The organism is Halomonas aestuarii (assembly GCF_001886615.1).
Taxonomy (GTDB): domain Bacteria; phylum Pseudomonadota; class Gammaproteobacteria; order Pseudomonadales; family Halomonadaceae; genus Halomonas; species Halomonas aestuarii.
Genome location: NZ_CP018139.1, coordinates 1,264,430 through 1,280,124, shown reverse-complemented (window position 1 = coordinate 1,280,124; position 15,695 = coordinate 1,264,430). Strand labels below are relative to the sequence as shown.

Below are 15,695 nucleotides of genomic sequence, written 5' to 3'. Positions count from 1 at the left end.
CGCGATTCAGAGGAGTCTGACGATGGACAAGTTATATGTGGCCATGGACGAGAGCGACGATTCGCACCGTGCCCTGGCGCTAGGCCAGAATCTGGCCCGTCAGCTGGCGGTGCCGTTCTGCGTGATCTCCGTGGTGGCCAGCGAGGAGGGGGTTGATTCCCGGCGTGGGGTACTGCAGTCGACCCTGACGGACCCGCAGGCGGGGGACGCCAGTATCGAGGTGGCGGTCCACGAGAGTGCCAAGGACTACCTGGGCGAGCTGGCCGGCCGGGAGGAGGCGGGACTGTGCATGATGGCCCACGGGCGTCGCCCGGTACCGGAGATGCTGATCGGCAGCGTCACCGCCGGCGTCGTCCGGCGTGCCCAGCGGCCGGTCTATCTTTGCGGGCCCCGCTTCGATGCTGGGGCCCATCGCAAGGTGGAAATGCTGATGGTCTGCGTGGATGGCTCGACACTCTCCGAGGCGATCCTGCCCCATGCGGTGGCACTCGCCCGGCGGCTGGATGCCCACCTGCAACTGCTGCAGGTCATTGACACCACTGCCGCCGCGGCGGTGCCGCTCGATGGCGGCCATGCCGACGTGATGGAGTCTGGCTATGTCCATGCCTTGGCGCGGCGTCTGCGGAGCGAGCATGGCATGGACGTGGATTGGGAGGTGCTGCACGGTGACCCGGCCGACTCTATCGTCAGCTACCTGGCAGAGTGCCAGGACATCATGCTGGCCATGACCACCCACGGCCGCAGCGGGCTCTCGCAGGTGGTGGCCGGCAGCGTCAGCCACGAGGTGTTGCATGAGGCGCGCTGCCCGGTGGCGGTGCTGCGCCCGGCCGACATCGGCTGAGTCGCTACCTGCTGCGACCTAGGTGTCACGCCCTCCCGGCGGGCCGTCTCCGTCAGCGGCGATCAGGGTCCTTCTTCTGCTCGTCCCTGACCTCGTAGTCGCCCTCGAGCACCTGCTGCTCGCGGTAGCGGCCGCCGGCGTCGCGGCTCTCGCGATAGCGGGTCTCGCGATAGTGGACGCTGCCGCCCACGTCCTCGGCCCGGTCGGCGCGCATCTGCTCCATCCGCTTCTTCATGCGGTGGCGCAGGAAGGGCATCATCGCCCAGCCGACAAGCAGGAAGAACAGGCCCAGCACCATGGCGACGACCATCATGGCGCCGAACAGCAGCCAGGTGAACAGCAGCTTGAGGCCGCCCAGGGGGCCACCCGGGCGGGTCTGGCGGGCGCGCTCCTGCCACTGCTGGGCGGCTCGCCAGGCGGCATTGTGGCGCGGGTCACGGGGATCGGGCATGCGGGACTCCAGTGTCTCGGGTGGGGCACCGGCCGGGCCGGCGTCCCGTGAATGACTGCCCTTTGGAAAGCGGGCTTGCCGCTTCGTTCCGAGGATGGATCAGGATGCGACCAGCCGCCACAGGGCGGCGGTCAGGATACCGGCGGCGATGGCCGGCAGCGGCTTGCGCAGCAGCAGCATCACCGCCGCCGTCGCGACCAGGGCCATCCGGGCGCCCCCGTCGCCGTGCACGGCCATGGGCGTGATCACCGCCACCAGCACCGAGCCCGCCATGGCGTTGATGAAGCGCTCGACCCGCGGGCCGATGGGCACCCGGGACATCACGAAGACCCCGCCGGCGCGGGTCAGGTAGGTGACCAGCGCCATGATCACGATGGCCAGCAGAACCCCGCCCGGGGTGGCGACCAGCGTCATGCGTCCTCCCGCCGGTGTGGCAGCAGTAGCCCCGCCAGGCCGCCCGCCAGCGCCCCCACGATCACGTGGGTGTGCGGCGGCAGCCAGGCCATCGCCGCCAGGGCGGCCAGGGCGGCGATGCACCAGGGCAGCAGCACGCTCGGGTCGCGCTTGTCGCCCACCAGCATGGCCAGCAGGAAGCAGCCCATGATGGCGTCGAGGCCGAAGCGGCCGGGCTCGCTGATGCCGCTGCCGAAGGCCACGCCGAGGCCGGTGCCGATCATCCAGGTGCTCCACAGGGCCAGGCCCCCGCCCACCAGGGTCCCCAGGCGGGCGGCGGGCGAGCCGTCGGCCATGGCCATGGCCCAGTTGGCATCGCTGAGCAGGATCAGGCTGGCGTAGCGCCGTCCTGCCGGCAGGTGACGCAGGTGCGGGTAGAAGGTGGCGCCCATCAGCAGGTGACGGGCATTGATGGCCAGGGTGATGGCCACCAGCGGCAGCAGCGGGATGGTGTCGCCCCACAGGTCCAGGGTGGCGAACTGGGCCGCCCCGGCGAACACCAGTCCGCTCATCAGCAGGGCCTCAAGCGCCGAGAGTCCCTGCTGCAGGGCCGCGACACCGAAGGCCAGGCCGAAGACGATCACGAACAGCGACAGCGGCGCCATGCGGCGAAAGCCGTTGACGAGGTGCCCCAGGGTCGGCCGCAGGGCCGGCTCGGAGGTCATGAGCGCCACAGCCGGGCGACGATCTCGTAGCTTCTCAGCCGGTCCTCGGCGGCGTAGACATCGGTGTTGAGCATCAGCTCGTCGGCGCCGGTCTCAGCAAGGAAGCGCTCCAGGCCCTCATGCACGGTCTCGGGTCCGCCGATCACGGCGGCGCCCAGGAACTGCTCCACCTGGGCCTGCTCCATGGGGGACCAGTCCAGCTCGTCCACCGGCGGCAGGGCCCTGGTGCGTGTGCCGCGGATCAGTCCCAGGAACTTGCGGCGAGCCGTGGAGGCCAGGTACTCGGCCTGGAGGTCGCTGTCGGCGGCGATCACCGGCAGGCCGACCATGGCGTGGGGCCGGTCCAGCACCGCCGAGGGCCGGAAGTTGTCGCGGTAGAGCCTGAGCGCCTCGAGCAGCCGGGCCGGGGCGAACTGGGCGGCGAAGGCGAAGGGCAGCCCCTCGCGGGCCGCCAGGCGGGCGCTGAAGTCGCTCGAGCCGAGCAGCCACAGCGGCACACGGGTGCCCTGGCCGGGGACGGCGCGCACTCGCTGGCCCGGCTGCTCGTCGTCGAGGTAGCCCTTGAGCTCGGCCAGGCGTCGCGGGAAGTCGTCGACCCCGGCATGGGGGTCGCGACGCAGGGCGGCCATGGTCGCGCCGTCGGACCCCGGTGCGCGCCCCAGTCCCAGGTCGATGCGCCCGGGATAGAGTGTCTCCAGGGTGCCGAACTGCTCTGCGACCACCAGGGGCGGGTGGTTGGGCAGCATGATGCCGCCGCTGCCCACCCGGATGCGTTCGGTGGCGCCGGCTACGTGGCCGATCAGCACCGCGGTGGCGGCGCTGGCGATGCCCTCGATGCCGTGGTGCTCGGCGAGCCAGTAGCGGGTGAAGCCGAGCCGCTCGGCGCATCGGGCCAGGTCCACGCTCTCGCGGAAGGTATCGGCGATGGTGCCGCCCTCGCGGATCGGGGCCAGGTCGAGCACGGACAGGGGCGTGTCGGCGAGTCGGGACATGTCGGGGGATGCTCCGGGAATCGATTAGCCTGCTGGGTTTCTTCCAGCATCGGGGCGACCGGGGCGGAATGCAATGCCCGACGGGCCAGGATCGCGGGCCATCGGCACGACGGCGACCGATGGCGGTGGCGAGTCGCCCCGACAGACCGTAAGATCTGGTAACAATGGTGAAATCGGACGTCAACCATGACCCTCATCCGCACCGGCCGCGACGCGCCCCGTCGAGGGGCCACCCGTCGTCGCTCGCGGCGCCGGCTCGACTGGGCCAGCATCGATCGCTGGCTCGACCGGGTGGTGGTCGTGGCGGTGAGCGTGGCCCTGCTGGTGGGCGTCCTGGCCCTGGTCCTCAGCCTGGTGCTCTAGGGGGCAAGGGGGGGAAGGCGCAAGAGGCCGGGGCGTGCTCCCGGCCGGGCTGACCGGTCGCCGTCGAGCTCGCCCCCGGTGCCGCCGGTCACCGGCAGCGCGGCTGCTGCTGGGTGATGCAGTGGATATTGCCGCCGCCGAGCAGTATCTCCCTGGCCGGCACACCGACCACCCGGCGCGTCGGAAAGAGGGCCTGCAGGATCTCTCGGGCCGCATCGTCGCGGGCCGGGTCGAGCAGCGGCATCACCACCACCTCGTTGCCGATGTAGAAGTTCACGTAGGAGGCGGCCATGCGGTCGCCGGGACGCCGCGGGTGGGAATGGCGCAGGCGGTCGATGCCGCTGGCCTCGTCCTCGGCGATGTAGAGTGGTCCTGGCTGGGGCAGCTTGTGGATCTTGAGCGTCCGGCCGCGAGCATCCACCGCGGCCTCCAGTATCGCGAGCGCCTCCCGGGAGATGGCGTACTGAGGATCGTCCGGGTCGTCGCACCAGTTCAGGGCCACCTCGCCGGGCGCGACGAAACAGCAAAGGTTGTCGATGTGCCCGTCGGTCTCGTCCATGTAGCAGCCCCGCGGGAGCCACAGGATGCGTTCCACGCCCAGGGTGTCACGCAGTACCTGCTCCATCCCGTCCCTGGTCAGGTCGGGGTTGCGATTGACGTTGAGCAGGCACTCCTCTGTGGTGATCAGGGTGCCCTCGCCGTCCACGTGGATGGCGCCGCCCTCGAGCATCACTGGCACCGTGAAGCGTGCCACCCCCAGCATCTCGGCGATCTTGGTGCGGATACGACGGTCCTTGTCCCAGGGGAAGTAGAGGCCACCGTCGAGGCCGCCCCAGGCATTGAACTCCCAGTCCACCATGGCCAGGCGGCCGTCAGGATGGGTCAGGAAGGTGGGGCCCACGTCGCGCATCCAGGCGTCATTGCTCGACAGCTCCACCACTCGCACCTGGCGGGGCAGCTGGATTCGGGCGTTCTCGTACTGGTCGTCATTGACGCCGACTAACACCGTCTCGCTCTGGGCGATGGCCGTCGCCACCTCGATGAACGCCTGCTGGGCCGGCTTGGCGCCATAGCGCCAGGTGTCGGGACGCTGCGGCCACAGCATCCAGCAGGCGTCGTGGGGGGCGAACTCGGCCGGCATGGCAAAGCCCTGAGCGGCCGGGGTGATAGGCGCGGCGCCCTTCGCGGCGCCGTCATGGGGCTGTGTCGTCATGGCATCTCTCACAGGTGGCCGACCATCAGGAATACAACAGTGGCGATGGCCGCGGCAATCAGCACATAGGGCAGTTGGGTCAGGGCGTGGGCCATGGGCGTGCATCCGCTGCCCTGGGCGGAGAGCACGGTGGAATCACCGTAGAAGCAGGCATGGCTGCCGAAGGCACTGGCCGAGATCAGCGCCCCCACCACCAGCGGCATGTTGGCGTCGATGCTGGAGGCCAGCGGCAGCACGATGGGTAGGGCCACGGCGAAAAGCCCCCAGAAGGAACCGGTAGCGAAGGCCAGGAAGGCCATCGTCACGAAGACCACCGCCGGCAGCATTCCCGGGGTCATCAGCGGTTGCACCGTCGCGATGACGAAGTCGGTCAGGCCCAGGACGTCGTTGACTTCCTTGAGGGTGAAGCCGGCGACCAGGGTGCCGAGGGGCATGATCATGGCCTTGAAGCCGTCGAGAGCGGTATCGAAGGTGTCATGGAAGCTCAGCAGGCGCTGGCTCCCGATCAGCACGAGCATCACGGCCAGCGCCACGATGACCCCGCGCAGGATGTCGATCTCGAAGTACCAGGTGAAGAAGATCAGGGTGGCGATGGGCAGCAGGAAGTTCAGCAGGTGGGGGCGGGGCTTGTCCTCGTCCACTTCCAGGGTAGTGTCGTTGACGCCCTGAGGGATGACTTGTCCCCCCGCGGCACGGGCCTCGGCGGTCTTCATCGGACCGATGTCGGGTATCCAGCCGAGTGCCACCAGCGGCACGATGGCGGCGGCCACCCAGGCATAGAACATGTAGGGAATGGCCTCGATGTACAGTCCCATGCCGTTGCCGGTGACGTCGTTCTCCTCCAGCAGACCGGCGAAGAACACTGCCCAGGTGGAGAAGGGCACCAGGATGCAGATCGGGGCGGCCGTGGAGTCGACGATGTAGGCGAGCTTCTCCCTGGAGATGTTGAAACGGTCGGTGATCTTCTTCATCGAGGCGCTGATGGTCAGGGCATTCAGGTAGTCGTCGACGAAGATGACCAGGCCCAGGAACCAGGTGGCCAGCAGGCTGTGGTGCCTGGTGTGGATGCGCCGGGCCATGGTGTCGCCGAAGCTGAGCACCCCGCCGGTCTTGACCAGCAGGGCGATCAGGCTGCCGAACAGGCCGCAGACCAGGATGATCCAGGTGACGGTGTCGTTGCCGAGCACCCCGAGCAGGATGTCCGAGCCCCGAGTGATCACGGAGGTCGGGTCGATCATCAGCAGGCCGACCAGGGTGCCGGCCAGCAGCGACTCGATGGTGCGTCGGGTGAGGATGGCCATGCCCAGTACCACTGCGGTTGGTAGCAGGCTGTAGAGGCCATAGTCGTCGCCGTCGACGAGTGCGACGTTGCTTAGGCTGGCAATCAGCACGACAACGAGAAATATCAGGCCACCCTTAGTGGCGCTGCCGAAGCCTATGGGGTGGGCCTTCGAGCCCGAAGGAGAGTGTGACATGGTCATTAACCTTGTTGTTGAATTGTTGTGGTTGATTATTGCGCCGTGGCTCGACCCGCCGAGGAACGCCGAGTGATACATGCGGCGGTTGCCGGCGGGTTAGCGTTAACCGTTTACAGGTAACCGTCCTTGCGTAGCGATGCCGTGGTGGCGGTGAAGGCCTCATCGAGGATGGCGACCACCCGGTCGACGGTTTCGCGGCTCCAGATCAGCGGCGGCGAGACGATGTTCAGGTGGCCCACCGGGCGGATGATCAGGCCGCGCTTCTGGGCCTCGGCGGCGACTCGGTCGCCAACGCGTGCCTCCACGGGGAGCAGTTCCCGGGTGGCCTTGTCGGCTACATTCTCCAGGCACATCATGAAGTGGCTGCCGCGCACGTCGCCGACGGTGGCGTGGTGTGACAGGGTTCGCAGTTGCGCCTCGAGGTAGGGGCCGACCTCGCGGACGTTCTCGCAGATGCCCTCGCGCTCGATGATCTCGATGTTCTTGAGGGCCGCCGCACAGCTCACCGGATGGCCGGAGTAGGTGAAGCCGGTGCTCAGCACGCCCCCCTTGCGCTGCGGGGTACCCAGCACCTCGTAGATCTCGTCGGAGATCAGGGTCGCGCCCAGCGGCGCATAGCCGGAGGAGAGGCCCTTGGCACAGTTGATGATGTCCGGCCGGGTCTCGAACACCGTCTCCGAGGCAAAGAAGTGCCCCAGGCGGCCGAAACCGGTGACCACCTCGTCGGCGATGAAGAGGATCTCGTTGGCGCGGCACACCGCCTGCATGCGCTGGTGGTAGCCCTCGGGCGCCACCAGCACGCCGCCGGCGCCCATGATCGGCTCGGCGATGAAGGCGGCGATGTTGTCGGCGCCGATCTCGGCGACGGTGTCCTCGAATTCGGCCACCAGGTGATCGCAGTACTCGGCCTCGTTCATGCCCTCGGGGCGACGATAGCAGTTGGCCTCGCTGAGATGGGTCACCAGGTGGTCGAGGGTGTCGAAGTCCCAGTTGTTGCTCTCGATGCCGGTCAGGGTCGCGGCCAGGTAGGTCGTGCCGTGGTAGGCGTTGCGACGTGAAATGATGCGCTTCTTGTTCGGCTTGCCCAGTCGGTTGAAGTAGTAGTGCACCAGGCGGATGGTGGCGTCGTTGGCCGCCGAGCCGCCGCAGCTGTAGAAGACGTGGTTGAGGTGCGCGGGGGCGAGTGCCGCCAGCTTGGCGGCGAGTTCCGCGGCCGGGGCGTTGGACAGGTTGTTGAAGGTCGAGAAGTAGGCCATGCGGGTGGCCTGGTCGGCCATGGCCTGGCCGATCTCGGCCCGGCCGTGGCCGACGTTGACGCACCAGAGCCCGGCGATGCCGTCGATGAAGCGATGGCCCCTGGCATCCTGTACGAAGATGCCGTCGCTGTCGGTGATCAGGTCGCAGCCCCGATCGTGGAAGACGCTGAAGTCGGTGAAGGGGTGGATGAAGTGATCCTTGTCCTTCTGCCACAGCGACTGGGCGTCGAGGGCCGGCGACTCGGAAGTGGGGCGATGCATTGTTGTGGTCATGGCGAAGCCTCCTGTGGTTCGAGACCAGCCTAGACAGGCCCGGGTAGCCGGCGACATATCCTGATTGGGGTATATCGGCGGCTCGCGCGCCACTCGTATGGTGATGATACGGCGACCGCCGCCCTGAACAACGACCAACGAGGCACACCATGACGACTTCCATCGACGGCCAGCGGCTGTGGGACACGCTGATGGCCATGGCCGAGATCGGCCCCACCGAGAACGGCGGAAGCTGCCGCCTGGCCCTGACCCCCGAGGATGCCGCCGGCCGGCGGCGGCTGCTCGACTGGTGCGAGGCGATAGGCTGCACCTGGCGGGTCGACCGGGTCGGCAACCTCTTCATCCGCCGCGCCGGCAAGCGCGACGACCTCGACCCGGTGGCCACCGGCAGCCATCTGGACACCCAGCCCAAGGGCGGCCGCTTCGACGGCATCCTCGGCGTTCTGGCCGGGCTCGAGGTGTTCCGCAGCCTGCATGACCAGGGCATCGTCACCGAGCGCCCCCTGGAGCTGGTGGTGTGGACCAACGAGGAGGGCAGCCGCTTCGCTCCGGCGATGGTCGCCTCGGGCACCTATGCCGGCGAGTTCTCCGTCGATGATACCCTGAGTCGCCAGGACGCCGACGGCGTGACCCTCGGCGAGGCCCTGGACGCCTGCGGCTATGCCGGCGACATGCCGGTGGGCGAGCCGCGCCTGGACGGCTTCTTCGAGCTTCACATCGAGCAGGGGCCGGTCCTCGAGGAGCAGGGCGAGTGCATCGGCGTGGTCACCGGCGTCCAGGGCATGCGCTGGTTCGATGTCACCCTTGCCGGCCAGTCGGCCCACGCCGGCCCCACCCCGATGCGGCTGCGCCACGACGCCCTGGCCGCGGCGGCGCGCCTGATCGACCGCCTGCAGGCCCATGCCCTGGCCGACGCCAGCGGTGACACCAAGGTGACCTGCGGCTGCCTGGACATCCCGGCGGCCTCGCGCAACGTCATTCCCGGCGAGGTGCGCCTCACCGTCGACCTGCGCCACGTGGTGGAAACCGAGCTGGATGCCCTTCAGGCCCTGTTCGAGCGCGAGCTGGCCGCCGCCGGCGAGACCTTCGGCGTGGCCGTATCCCAGCAGCGGATCTGGACCTCGCCGGTGGTGGAATTCGCCCCCGCGTGCATTGCCGCCGTGGAGGCTGCCACCCGGGCCCAGGGGGTGCCCTACCGGCGGATGATGAGCGGCGCCGGCCATGACGCCGTCTACGTGTCGCGCGTCGCCCCCACCTCGATGATCTTCATCCCCTGCCGCGACGGCATCAGCCACAACGAGGCCGAGTACGCCACCCCGGAGCACTGCGCCCTGGGGGCCCAGGTGCTGTGTGACGCCATGCTCATGCGTGCCAACTCGCCGACCTGATCACGGGAGCCATCACATGACCACCATGACCCAAGCGCCTTCGCGCCCGACGACGCACGCCGACTGGCAGGCGCTGGCCGCCGAGCTGTCCTTCGAGAAAGGGTTCGAGACCCGCGCCTACATCGATGATGCCTTCGTCGAGGCGGTGAACGGGGCGACCCTGACCACCACCAACCCGGCCACCGGCGAGGTCCTCGCCGAGGTGGCCAGCTGCGACGCCGCCGACGCCGAGGCCGCGGTGGCCTGTGCCCGGCGCGCCTTCGACGGCGGTGCCTGGTCGCGCCTGGCACCGGGCCGGCGCAAGGCGGTGCTGCTGCGCCTGGCCGACCTGATGGAGGCGAACCGCCACGAGCTGGCACTGCTCGACACCCTGGACATGGGCAAGCCGGTTACCAGCTCCCTGGGCGACACTGCCGGCGCTGTGGCCTGTATTCGCCATCATGCCGAGTCCATCGACAAGCTCTACGGCGAGGTGGCGCCCACCGGCGACAACGCCCTGGGACTGGTACTGCGCGAGCCGCTGGGCGTGGTGGCCTCCATCGTGCCCTGGAACTTTCCGCTGATGATGACCGCCTGGAAGATCGCCCCGGCGCTTGCTGCCGGCAACAGCGTCATCCTGAAGCCTTCCGAGAAGTCGCCGCTGTCGGCGCTGCGTCTGGCCAGCCTGGCCCGCGAAGCTGGCCTGCCCCGTGGCGTCTTCCAGGTGCTGCCGGGCTTCGGCCACACCGTGGGCCGTGCGCTGGCGCTGTCGATGGACGTCGACTGCCTGGCCTTCACCGGCTCCACCGGGGTCGGCAAGCAGCTGATGCAGTACGCCGGCCAGTCCAACCTCAAGAAGGTGTTCCTGGAGTGCGGCGGCAAGAGCCCGAATCTCGTCTTCGCCGACTGCAAGGACCTGGACAGGGTGGCCGAGCATGCCGCCGCGGCGATCTTTCACAACCAGGGCGAGGTGTGCATCGCCGGCTCGCGGCTGCTGGTCGAGAACGCGATCCGAGAGGCCTTCGTCGAGAAGGTGCTGGCGGCGGCCGAGCGCATGCAGCCCGGTGACCCGCTGGACCCGGCGAGCTTCATGGGCGCCATGGTGGATGACGCCCAGTACGAGCGGGTGCTGGACTATATCCGCCGCGGTGTGGAGGAGGGGGCGACCCTGCGCACTGGCGGGAACGCGTTGGACGGTCCGGGGCTCTTCATCCCGCCCACGGTGTTCGACGACGTCACCGACGCCATGGCCATCGGCCGCGAGGAGATCTTCGGCCCGGTGCTCGCCGTGTTCGGCTTCGACAGCGAGGAGGAGGCCGTGCGCCTGGCCAACGACAGCGACTATGGACTGGCGGCGGGCCTGTGGAGCCAGGATATCGACCGCATCATGCGGGTTACCCGAGGTCTGAGGTCGGGCCAGGTGTTCGTCAACAACTGGGCGGACATGGACCAGACGGTGCCCTTCGGCGGCGTCAAGCAGTCGGGCAACGGCCGCGACAAGTCCCACCACTCGCTGGAGGAGTACTCCGACCTCAAGAGCGTGTGGATGACCCTCGCGCCCTGAGCCTTGCCGCGACCGGGAACCCGTCGCGATGACCCGTTCGGCCATGCCGTAGCGGGGTGGGCCGAAGGTCGGTCTACGGTCTACTGGCCCGCCTGGCGACGCGAGACCAGTGCTACATGGTCGAGGAACAGCCGGAAGAGCTGCGACTGGCTGGAGACCTCGAGGCGATGGTAGATATGCTTGCGGTGGACCTTGACGGTCCCGTCGCTGATGTCGAGTTCCCGGGCCGCCGACTTGGTGGAGTGGCCCGCCAGCAGCAGTCGCACGATCTCCCGTTCGCGGGCCGTGAGGGCCTCCTGGCCGAAGCTGTCGAAGGCGGCCTCCACCGGCTCGCGTTCGGCCAGCCGCTCCTGGAAGCAGTGGCCCTGCCACTTCCAGTACTCTCCGAGCAATACCTCCAGGACCGGACTGACATGGCGCAGCGCCTGCAGGCTGCGACGCGTCAGTCGCGGCGTGTCCTCGCGAAAGCCCAGCGACACCACCATCACCACATCGGCATCGACCCGAGCGAACAGGCCGACCTCGTCGGTCAGGCCTAGGGCGCGATAGTAGTGGTGGTAGTAGTCGCTGCTCTCGAAGCGGTCCGGCGCCAGTTCGCGCAGGCGATGGACGCCGCTCGCCAGGCCGTCGTGGACGGCCTTGAAGAAGGGGTCGAGCAGGTAGGCCTGGCTCAGATAGCGTTCGATCCCCTGTTCGCGTCGCACCGGCGGGTAGTTGTCGTGGATCAGCAGCGGCCGATGCTGACCCTGGTAGGTGTTGATCAGGATGGTGTCGAAGCCGGCCAGCTCGTGGAGCGTCCGTTCCAGCAGGGTGGGGAAGCCCACCCCGCCGGCGGCGAGGATCAGCTGGGCGAGACGCTGGTGCCAGGCCTGGCTGTCGGCCGTGGCGAGGGTGTCGGCGGAGATCACGGTGGGGCGGTCCTGGAGGCGTGACATGGTCCTCGGCCGGTCGAGCATACCACGGGGCGTGCCCGATGCTTGTCCGAGTCATCATCGGCGCATCGAGAGCCCGTGACGTTCCGCGAGCCGGCCCGAGCGGCACCATGAGGGGCGCACTGGCTCCCCGGCGGGGGTGGCGGGAAGGGCCTGCTGGCCTCATCATGACGCCAGTCACTATCGGCACTATCGCCACTATCATCGTGATCGATCGCAGGGAGGAGATGACGACCCATGCTGGGATTCCTTCAGGGAGTTTCCTACGGACTGTTCCTGACCTGCCTGCCCTGGCTGCTGGTGGGGCTGGTCAATCCGCGTCTCGCCGTGCCGGTCGATCCGCCGGGCCGCCTGCAGGTCATCCTGCGCTACTGCCTGGTGGTGCCCTTCATCAGCATGCTGCTGTGGCTCACCTCGCTGTGGGGAGGCTTCGGGCCGACCCTTGGGGGCTGGCTGGCGGGGCTGGTGGCGATCCCCGTGGCCCTGCCGCTGGAGCGTCGCCTGCGCGGCTGGCGGGAACGGCGGCGGGTGAGGCGCCTGCGCGAGCGGCTGGCGGCCGAGGCGGCTCGCCGGCGTGCCGAGGAGGAGCGCGAAGCCCACGAGGCGGGTCTGACGGTGCTCGACCCCGCCCGGCCACCCGCGGAGGCCGACGAGCTGGTGCTGGCGCTGTGCCGGGCCAAGCAGGCACTGCTCGACGCCCACCGCCCCGACCTGGCGGTCCAGGCCGATCGCATCTACAGCCGCTATCGCCATGTGCTGGCGGTCCTGGAGGAGCGCTTCGACAGCGGCGAGCTGGCCTTCGCGCGGGCCCGGGAGCTGGTGGGCCAGGTCTGCCTCGGGGCGGTGGATACGCTGCACTCCATGGCCGCCCAGGCCAGCGGGGTGGTGAACGTCGATGGCGACTTCGTGCGGCGTCGCCTGAGCCGCGAGGGCCGTCGCCTGGGCAACGAGGAGCGCGCCGCCCTGAGGCGGCGGCTGGATCTGCTCGAGGAGACCGAGCAGCGGCTGCGCGAGCTCGCCGCCCGCAACGAGTCGGCGTTGACCGTGCTCGACGATACCGCCGTCTCCCTGGCGCGCATCGAGACCGGTCGCCCCCAGGCCTCGGTCACCACCGAACAGGCGCTGGAGGAGCTGCGTCGCTTCGTGTCCCGCGCGGACCGCTACGGGCGTGGCGCTCCATGACGGCGGACCTTCCGCGCCCATTCGATCCTTTCGAGAGGTGTCCATGACCCAGCAACCCCAACACGGCCCCCGCCTGTCGCTGCCGCCGGTGGAGGAGATCGCCCGCGAGATGGAGGGCACGACCACCGACGGGCCGGCCGACGACGGTGGTGACGATCCGACGCTGGCGGCCCAGGCCGAGGCCTTCGTCGACGAGGTGATCGCCGGCGGCGACGCCGAGAGCCTGGCGCGCCAGCGTCGCGCCGTCGACGAGCTGGGCCTCGAGCTGCAGCAGCAGGCCGCCCGCCAGAGCGCCATGCTGCAGACCCCGCTGCGCCAGCTGGCCCACCAGGGTGACGAGGGCGGGCCGGTGGCCAGGGCCCTGGTCGACCTGCGCGGCCGGATGCAGTCGCTTGACCCCTCCCGGCACAACCTGTCGCCGGGGCCGCTGGATCGCGTGCTGGCCCTGCTTCCGGGGGCAGGCAGTCGCCTGCAGCGCTACTTCCGCAAGTTCGAGACGGCCCAGCAGGCCCTGGATGCGATCATTGCCGACCTGGAAGGGGGGCGTGACATGCTGCATCGCGACAACGTGACCCTGGGCGACGACCAGCAGGCCCTGCGCGAGAGCCTGGTGCAGCTGGAGCGTCAGATCGCCCTGGGACGGCTGATCGACGACCGCCTGCAGGACGCCATTGCCCGCCGCGACGAGGAGGACCCCCAGCGGCGCTTTCTCGAGGAGGAGCTGCTCTTCCCGCTGCGCCAGCGCATCGTCGACCTGCAGCAGCAGCTGGCGGTGAGCCAGCAGGGCGTGCTGGCCCTCGAGGTGATCATCCGCAACAACCGGGAGCTGATGCGAGGCGTCGACCGCGCCATCAACGTCACGGTCTCGGCGCTGACCGTGGCGGTGACCGTCGCCCTGGCGATCGCCAACCAGCGGTTGGTGCTCGACAGCATCGAGGTGCTCAATGCCACCACCTCGGAGATGATCGGCGGCACCGCCCGGGCGCTGCGCCAGCAGGGCGTGGACATCCAGCGGCGGGCCTCATCGGCGATGCTCGACATGCAGGCACTGGAAGAGGCCTTCGGCGAGGTGATGGGTGCCATCGACGACCTCTCCCGCTATCGCCGCGAGGCCCTGCCGCGCCTGGACGACCAGATCGACCGGCTGTCGACCCTGGCCGGCCGCGGCAGTGAGGCCATTGACCACCTGCAGCGCGGCCGCGACGCGGACGATGCCGAGTCGTCGCGGGGTCCCTGATGCCTGTCCGGCCCGGCATTCAACCCTTCATTCCCCCCTGCATCGCCCCGGCTCTCGACTATGCTGCTCCAGGCAGCCCGTTCGGGTACGCAGCGTGGAGGAGTGAGAAATGGCAGGCGACAGGAACATTTTCGTGGTGGGGCTCAACGACTTCAATCGCCAGCGGCTCGAGACGCTGCGCGGTGCCGAGCACTGGCGCTTCCACGGGGTCATCGACCCCGAGGCGGTCTACGACACCGAGGTCTTCGACATCGCGGCCATGCTGGAGGAGGCCACCGAGCAGCTGGAGGCCTTCGATGGCTCGGTGGACGCCATCGTCGGCTACATGGACTTTCCCGTCTCGACCATGCTGCCAATCCTCTGCGAGCGCTTCGGAACCTCCACCACGTCGCTCTCGAGCCTGCTCAAGTGCGAGCACAAGTACTGGAGCCGCAGGGTGCAGAAGGAGGTCATTCCCGACTTCATCCCCAACTTCACGGCCTTCGATCCCTTCGACGACGAGGCCCTGACCCGCATCGGCGAGGCGGGGCTCTACTTCCCCTTCTTCGTCAAGCCGATCAAGTCCTCCGGGTCGCGACTGGGCTTTCGCATCGATACCCCGGAGGATTTCTACCATGCCATCGAGAAGCTGCGCGAGGACATCGGCCTGATCGCCGACCCCTTCAATGTCGTGCTCGAGCATGCCGAGCTGCCGCCGGAGGTGGCCGCGGTGGACGGCGGCTTCTGCATGGCCGAGGAGATCATCGGCGGCTGGCAGTGCACGGTGGAGGGCTATGTCTTCGAGGGCGAGGTGGTCAGCTACGGGATCTTCGACTCGCTGCGCTATCCCCAGGTGCTGAGCTTCTTCCACTATCGCTACCCCTCGGGGCTGCCCGAGCCCATCCAGGCGAAGATGCGCGAGCTGACCGATACGGTGATGACCCACATCGGCTACAACAACGCGGCCTTCAACATCGAATATTTCTGGGACGAGGTGCAGGACCGCATCTGGCTGCTGGAGATCAACACGCGCATCTCCCAGTCCCACTGCGACCTCTTCGAGAAGGTCGACGGGATCAGCAACCAGCAGGTCGCCATCGACCTGGGCCTGGGGCAGCGGCCCGACATGCCGCATCGCCAGGGCGACTATGCCATCGCCGCCAAGTTCTTCTATCGGGTGTTCTTCGTCGATGCGGTGGTGACCCGGGTGCCCTCGGCGGACGAGGTCGCCGCCCTCGAGGCCGACTTCCCCGGCACGATGATCGACATCCAGGTGGTGGAAGGGCAGCGGCTCTCGTCGCTGCCGGAGCAGGACAGCTACAGCTATGCCTTGGCCCTGGTGTGGATGGGGGCCGACTCGGCGGAGCAGCTGCTCGAGCACTATGATCGCCTCTCGGCGCGACTGCCGTTCGAGTTCGATCAGGTCGAAGGCTGAATCAAGGAGAACCG

Annotated in this window: 15 protein-coding genes; 7 read left to right on the top strand and 8 right to left on the bottom strand. The window is 68.7% G+C overall.

Going from position 1 to position 15,695, the window contains the following annotated elements; all coding sequences use genetic code 11:
* Window positions 1–22: 22 nt before the first annotated feature.
* Complete coding sequence (locus BOX17_RS05815; protein WP_071942642.1) at window positions 23–841, top strand: universal stress protein; 819 nt, start codon at window positions 23–25, stop codon at window positions 839–841.
* A 52-nt stretch (window positions 842–893) separates the two neighbouring features.
* Here BOX17_RS05815 and BOX17_RS05810 read toward each other — a convergent pair whose 3' ends face one another.
* The 4 genes from BOX17_RS05810 to BOX17_RS05795 all read right to left on the bottom strand — a co-directional run bounded on the left by BOX17_RS05810 (window position 894) and on the right by BOX17_RS05795 (window position 3,402).
* Window positions 894–1,292 carry a hypothetical protein gene (locus BOX17_RS05810; RefSeq protein WP_071942640.1) on the bottom strand — a complete coding sequence of 133 codons (399 nt, stop codon included), beginning with the start codon at window positions 1,290–1,292 and terminating at the stop codon, window positions 894–896.
* 99 nt (window positions 1,293–1,391) lie between these two features.
* The gene (locus tag BOX17_RS05805) at window positions 1,392–1,706 is read right to left on the bottom strand and encodes an AzlD family protein (RefSeq protein ID WP_071942638.1); all 315 of its coding nucleotides are present in this window, start codon (window positions 1,704–1,706) and stop codon (window positions 1,392–1,394) included.
* On the bottom strand, window positions 1,703–2,410 hold the full coding sequence (locus BOX17_RS05800) for an AzlC family ABC transporter permease (RefSeq protein WP_071946678.1): 708 nt from the start codon (window positions 2,408–2,410) through the stop codon (window positions 1,703–1,705). Before BOX17_RS05800 ends, BOX17_RS05805 begins: the two co-directional genes overlap by 4 nt.
* Window positions 2,407–3,402 (bottom strand): LLM class flavin-dependent oxidoreductase, encoded by a 996-nt coding sequence (locus BOX17_RS05795; RefSeq protein ID WP_071942636.1) that lies wholly within the window; start codon window positions 3,400–3,402, stop codon window positions 2,407–2,409. The genes BOX17_RS05800 and BOX17_RS05795 overlap by 4 nt, the downstream gene beginning before the upstream one ends.
* Window positions 3,403–3,588: 186 nt before the next feature.
* Here BOX17_RS05795 and BOX17_RS16940 point away from each other — a divergent pair, with 186 nt between their 5' ends.
* Window positions 3,589–3,765: a hypothetical protein gene (locus tag BOX17_RS16940; RefSeq protein ID WP_164508626.1), complete on the top strand. Its 177-nt coding sequence runs from the start codon at window positions 3,589–3,591 to the stop codon at window positions 3,763–3,765.
* An 88-nt stretch (window positions 3,766–3,853) separates the two neighbouring features.
* Here the strand turns inward: BOX17_RS16940 and aguA are convergent, their stop codons facing one another.
* From aguA to BOX17_RS05780, 3 genes are all read right to left on the bottom strand, one after another.
* The gene (aguA, locus tag BOX17_RS05790) at window positions 3,854–4,978 is read right to left on the bottom strand and encodes an agmatine deiminase (protein WP_071942634.1); all 1,125 of its coding nucleotides are present in this window, start codon (window positions 4,976–4,978) and stop codon (window positions 3,854–3,856) included.
* A gap of 8 nt (window positions 4,979–4,986) precedes the next feature.
* Window positions 4,987–6,453 (bottom strand): Na+/H+ antiporter NhaC family protein, encoded by a 1,467-nt coding sequence (locus BOX17_RS05785; RefSeq protein WP_083582084.1) that lies wholly within the window; start codon window positions 6,451–6,453, stop codon window positions 4,987–4,989.
* 113 nt (window positions 6,454–6,566) lie between these two features.
* Window positions 6,567–7,985 carry an aminotransferase gene (locus BOX17_RS05780; RefSeq protein ID WP_071942632.1) on the bottom strand — a complete coding sequence of 473 codons (1,419 nt, stop codon included), beginning with the start codon at window positions 7,983–7,985 and terminating at the stop codon, window positions 6,567–6,569.
* Between the two features lie 149 nt (window positions 7,986–8,134).
* Here BOX17_RS05780 and BOX17_RS05775 point away from each other — a divergent pair, with 149 nt between their 5' ends.
* Both BOX17_RS05775 and BOX17_RS05770 read left to right on the top strand, forming a co-directional pair.
* On the top strand, window positions 8,135–9,373 hold the full coding sequence (locus tag BOX17_RS05775) for a M20 family metallo-hydrolase (RefSeq protein WP_071942630.1): 1,239 nt from the start codon (window positions 8,135–8,137) through the stop codon (window positions 9,371–9,373).
* 16 nt (window positions 9,374–9,389) lie between these two features.
* A complete protein-coding gene (locus BOX17_RS05770) occupies window positions 9,390–10,916 on the top strand; it encodes an aldehyde dehydrogenase (protein ID WP_071942628.1) in 1,527 nt (508 codons plus the stop codon).
* 80 nt (window positions 10,917–10,996) lie between these two features.
* On the opposite strand, the gene BOX17_RS05765 is transcribed toward BOX17_RS05770, so the two are convergent.
* Complete coding sequence (locus tag BOX17_RS05765) at window positions 10,997–11,851, bottom strand: helix-turn-helix domain-containing protein (protein WP_071946673.1); 855 nt, start codon at window positions 11,849–11,851, stop codon at window positions 10,997–10,999.
* A gap of 234 nt (window positions 11,852–12,085) precedes the next feature.
* On the opposite strand from BOX17_RS05765, the gene BOX17_RS05760 reads away from it, so the two are divergent.
* From BOX17_RS05760 to BOX17_RS05750, 3 genes are all read left to right on the top strand, one after another.
* Window positions 12,086–13,030 carry a cobyrinic acid a,c-diamide synthase gene (locus tag BOX17_RS05760; RefSeq protein WP_071942626.1) on the top strand — a complete coding sequence of 315 codons (945 nt, stop codon included), beginning with the start codon at window positions 12,086–12,088 and terminating at the stop codon, window positions 13,028–13,030.
* Window positions 13,031–13,073: 43 nt separating this feature from the next.
* The gene (locus BOX17_RS05755) at window positions 13,074–14,267 is read left to right on the top strand and encodes a toxic anion resistance protein (RefSeq protein ID WP_071942624.1); all 1,194 of its coding nucleotides are present in this window, start codon (window positions 13,074–13,076) and stop codon (window positions 14,265–14,267) included.
* A 109-nt stretch (window positions 14,268–14,376) separates the two neighbouring features.
* The gene (locus BOX17_RS05750; RefSeq protein WP_071942622.1) at window positions 14,377–15,681 is read left to right on the top strand and encodes an ATP-grasp domain-containing protein; all 1,305 of its coding nucleotides are present in this window, start codon (window positions 14,377–14,379) and stop codon (window positions 15,679–15,681) included.
* The last annotated feature ends 14 nt before the right edge of the window (window positions 15,682–15,695 follow it).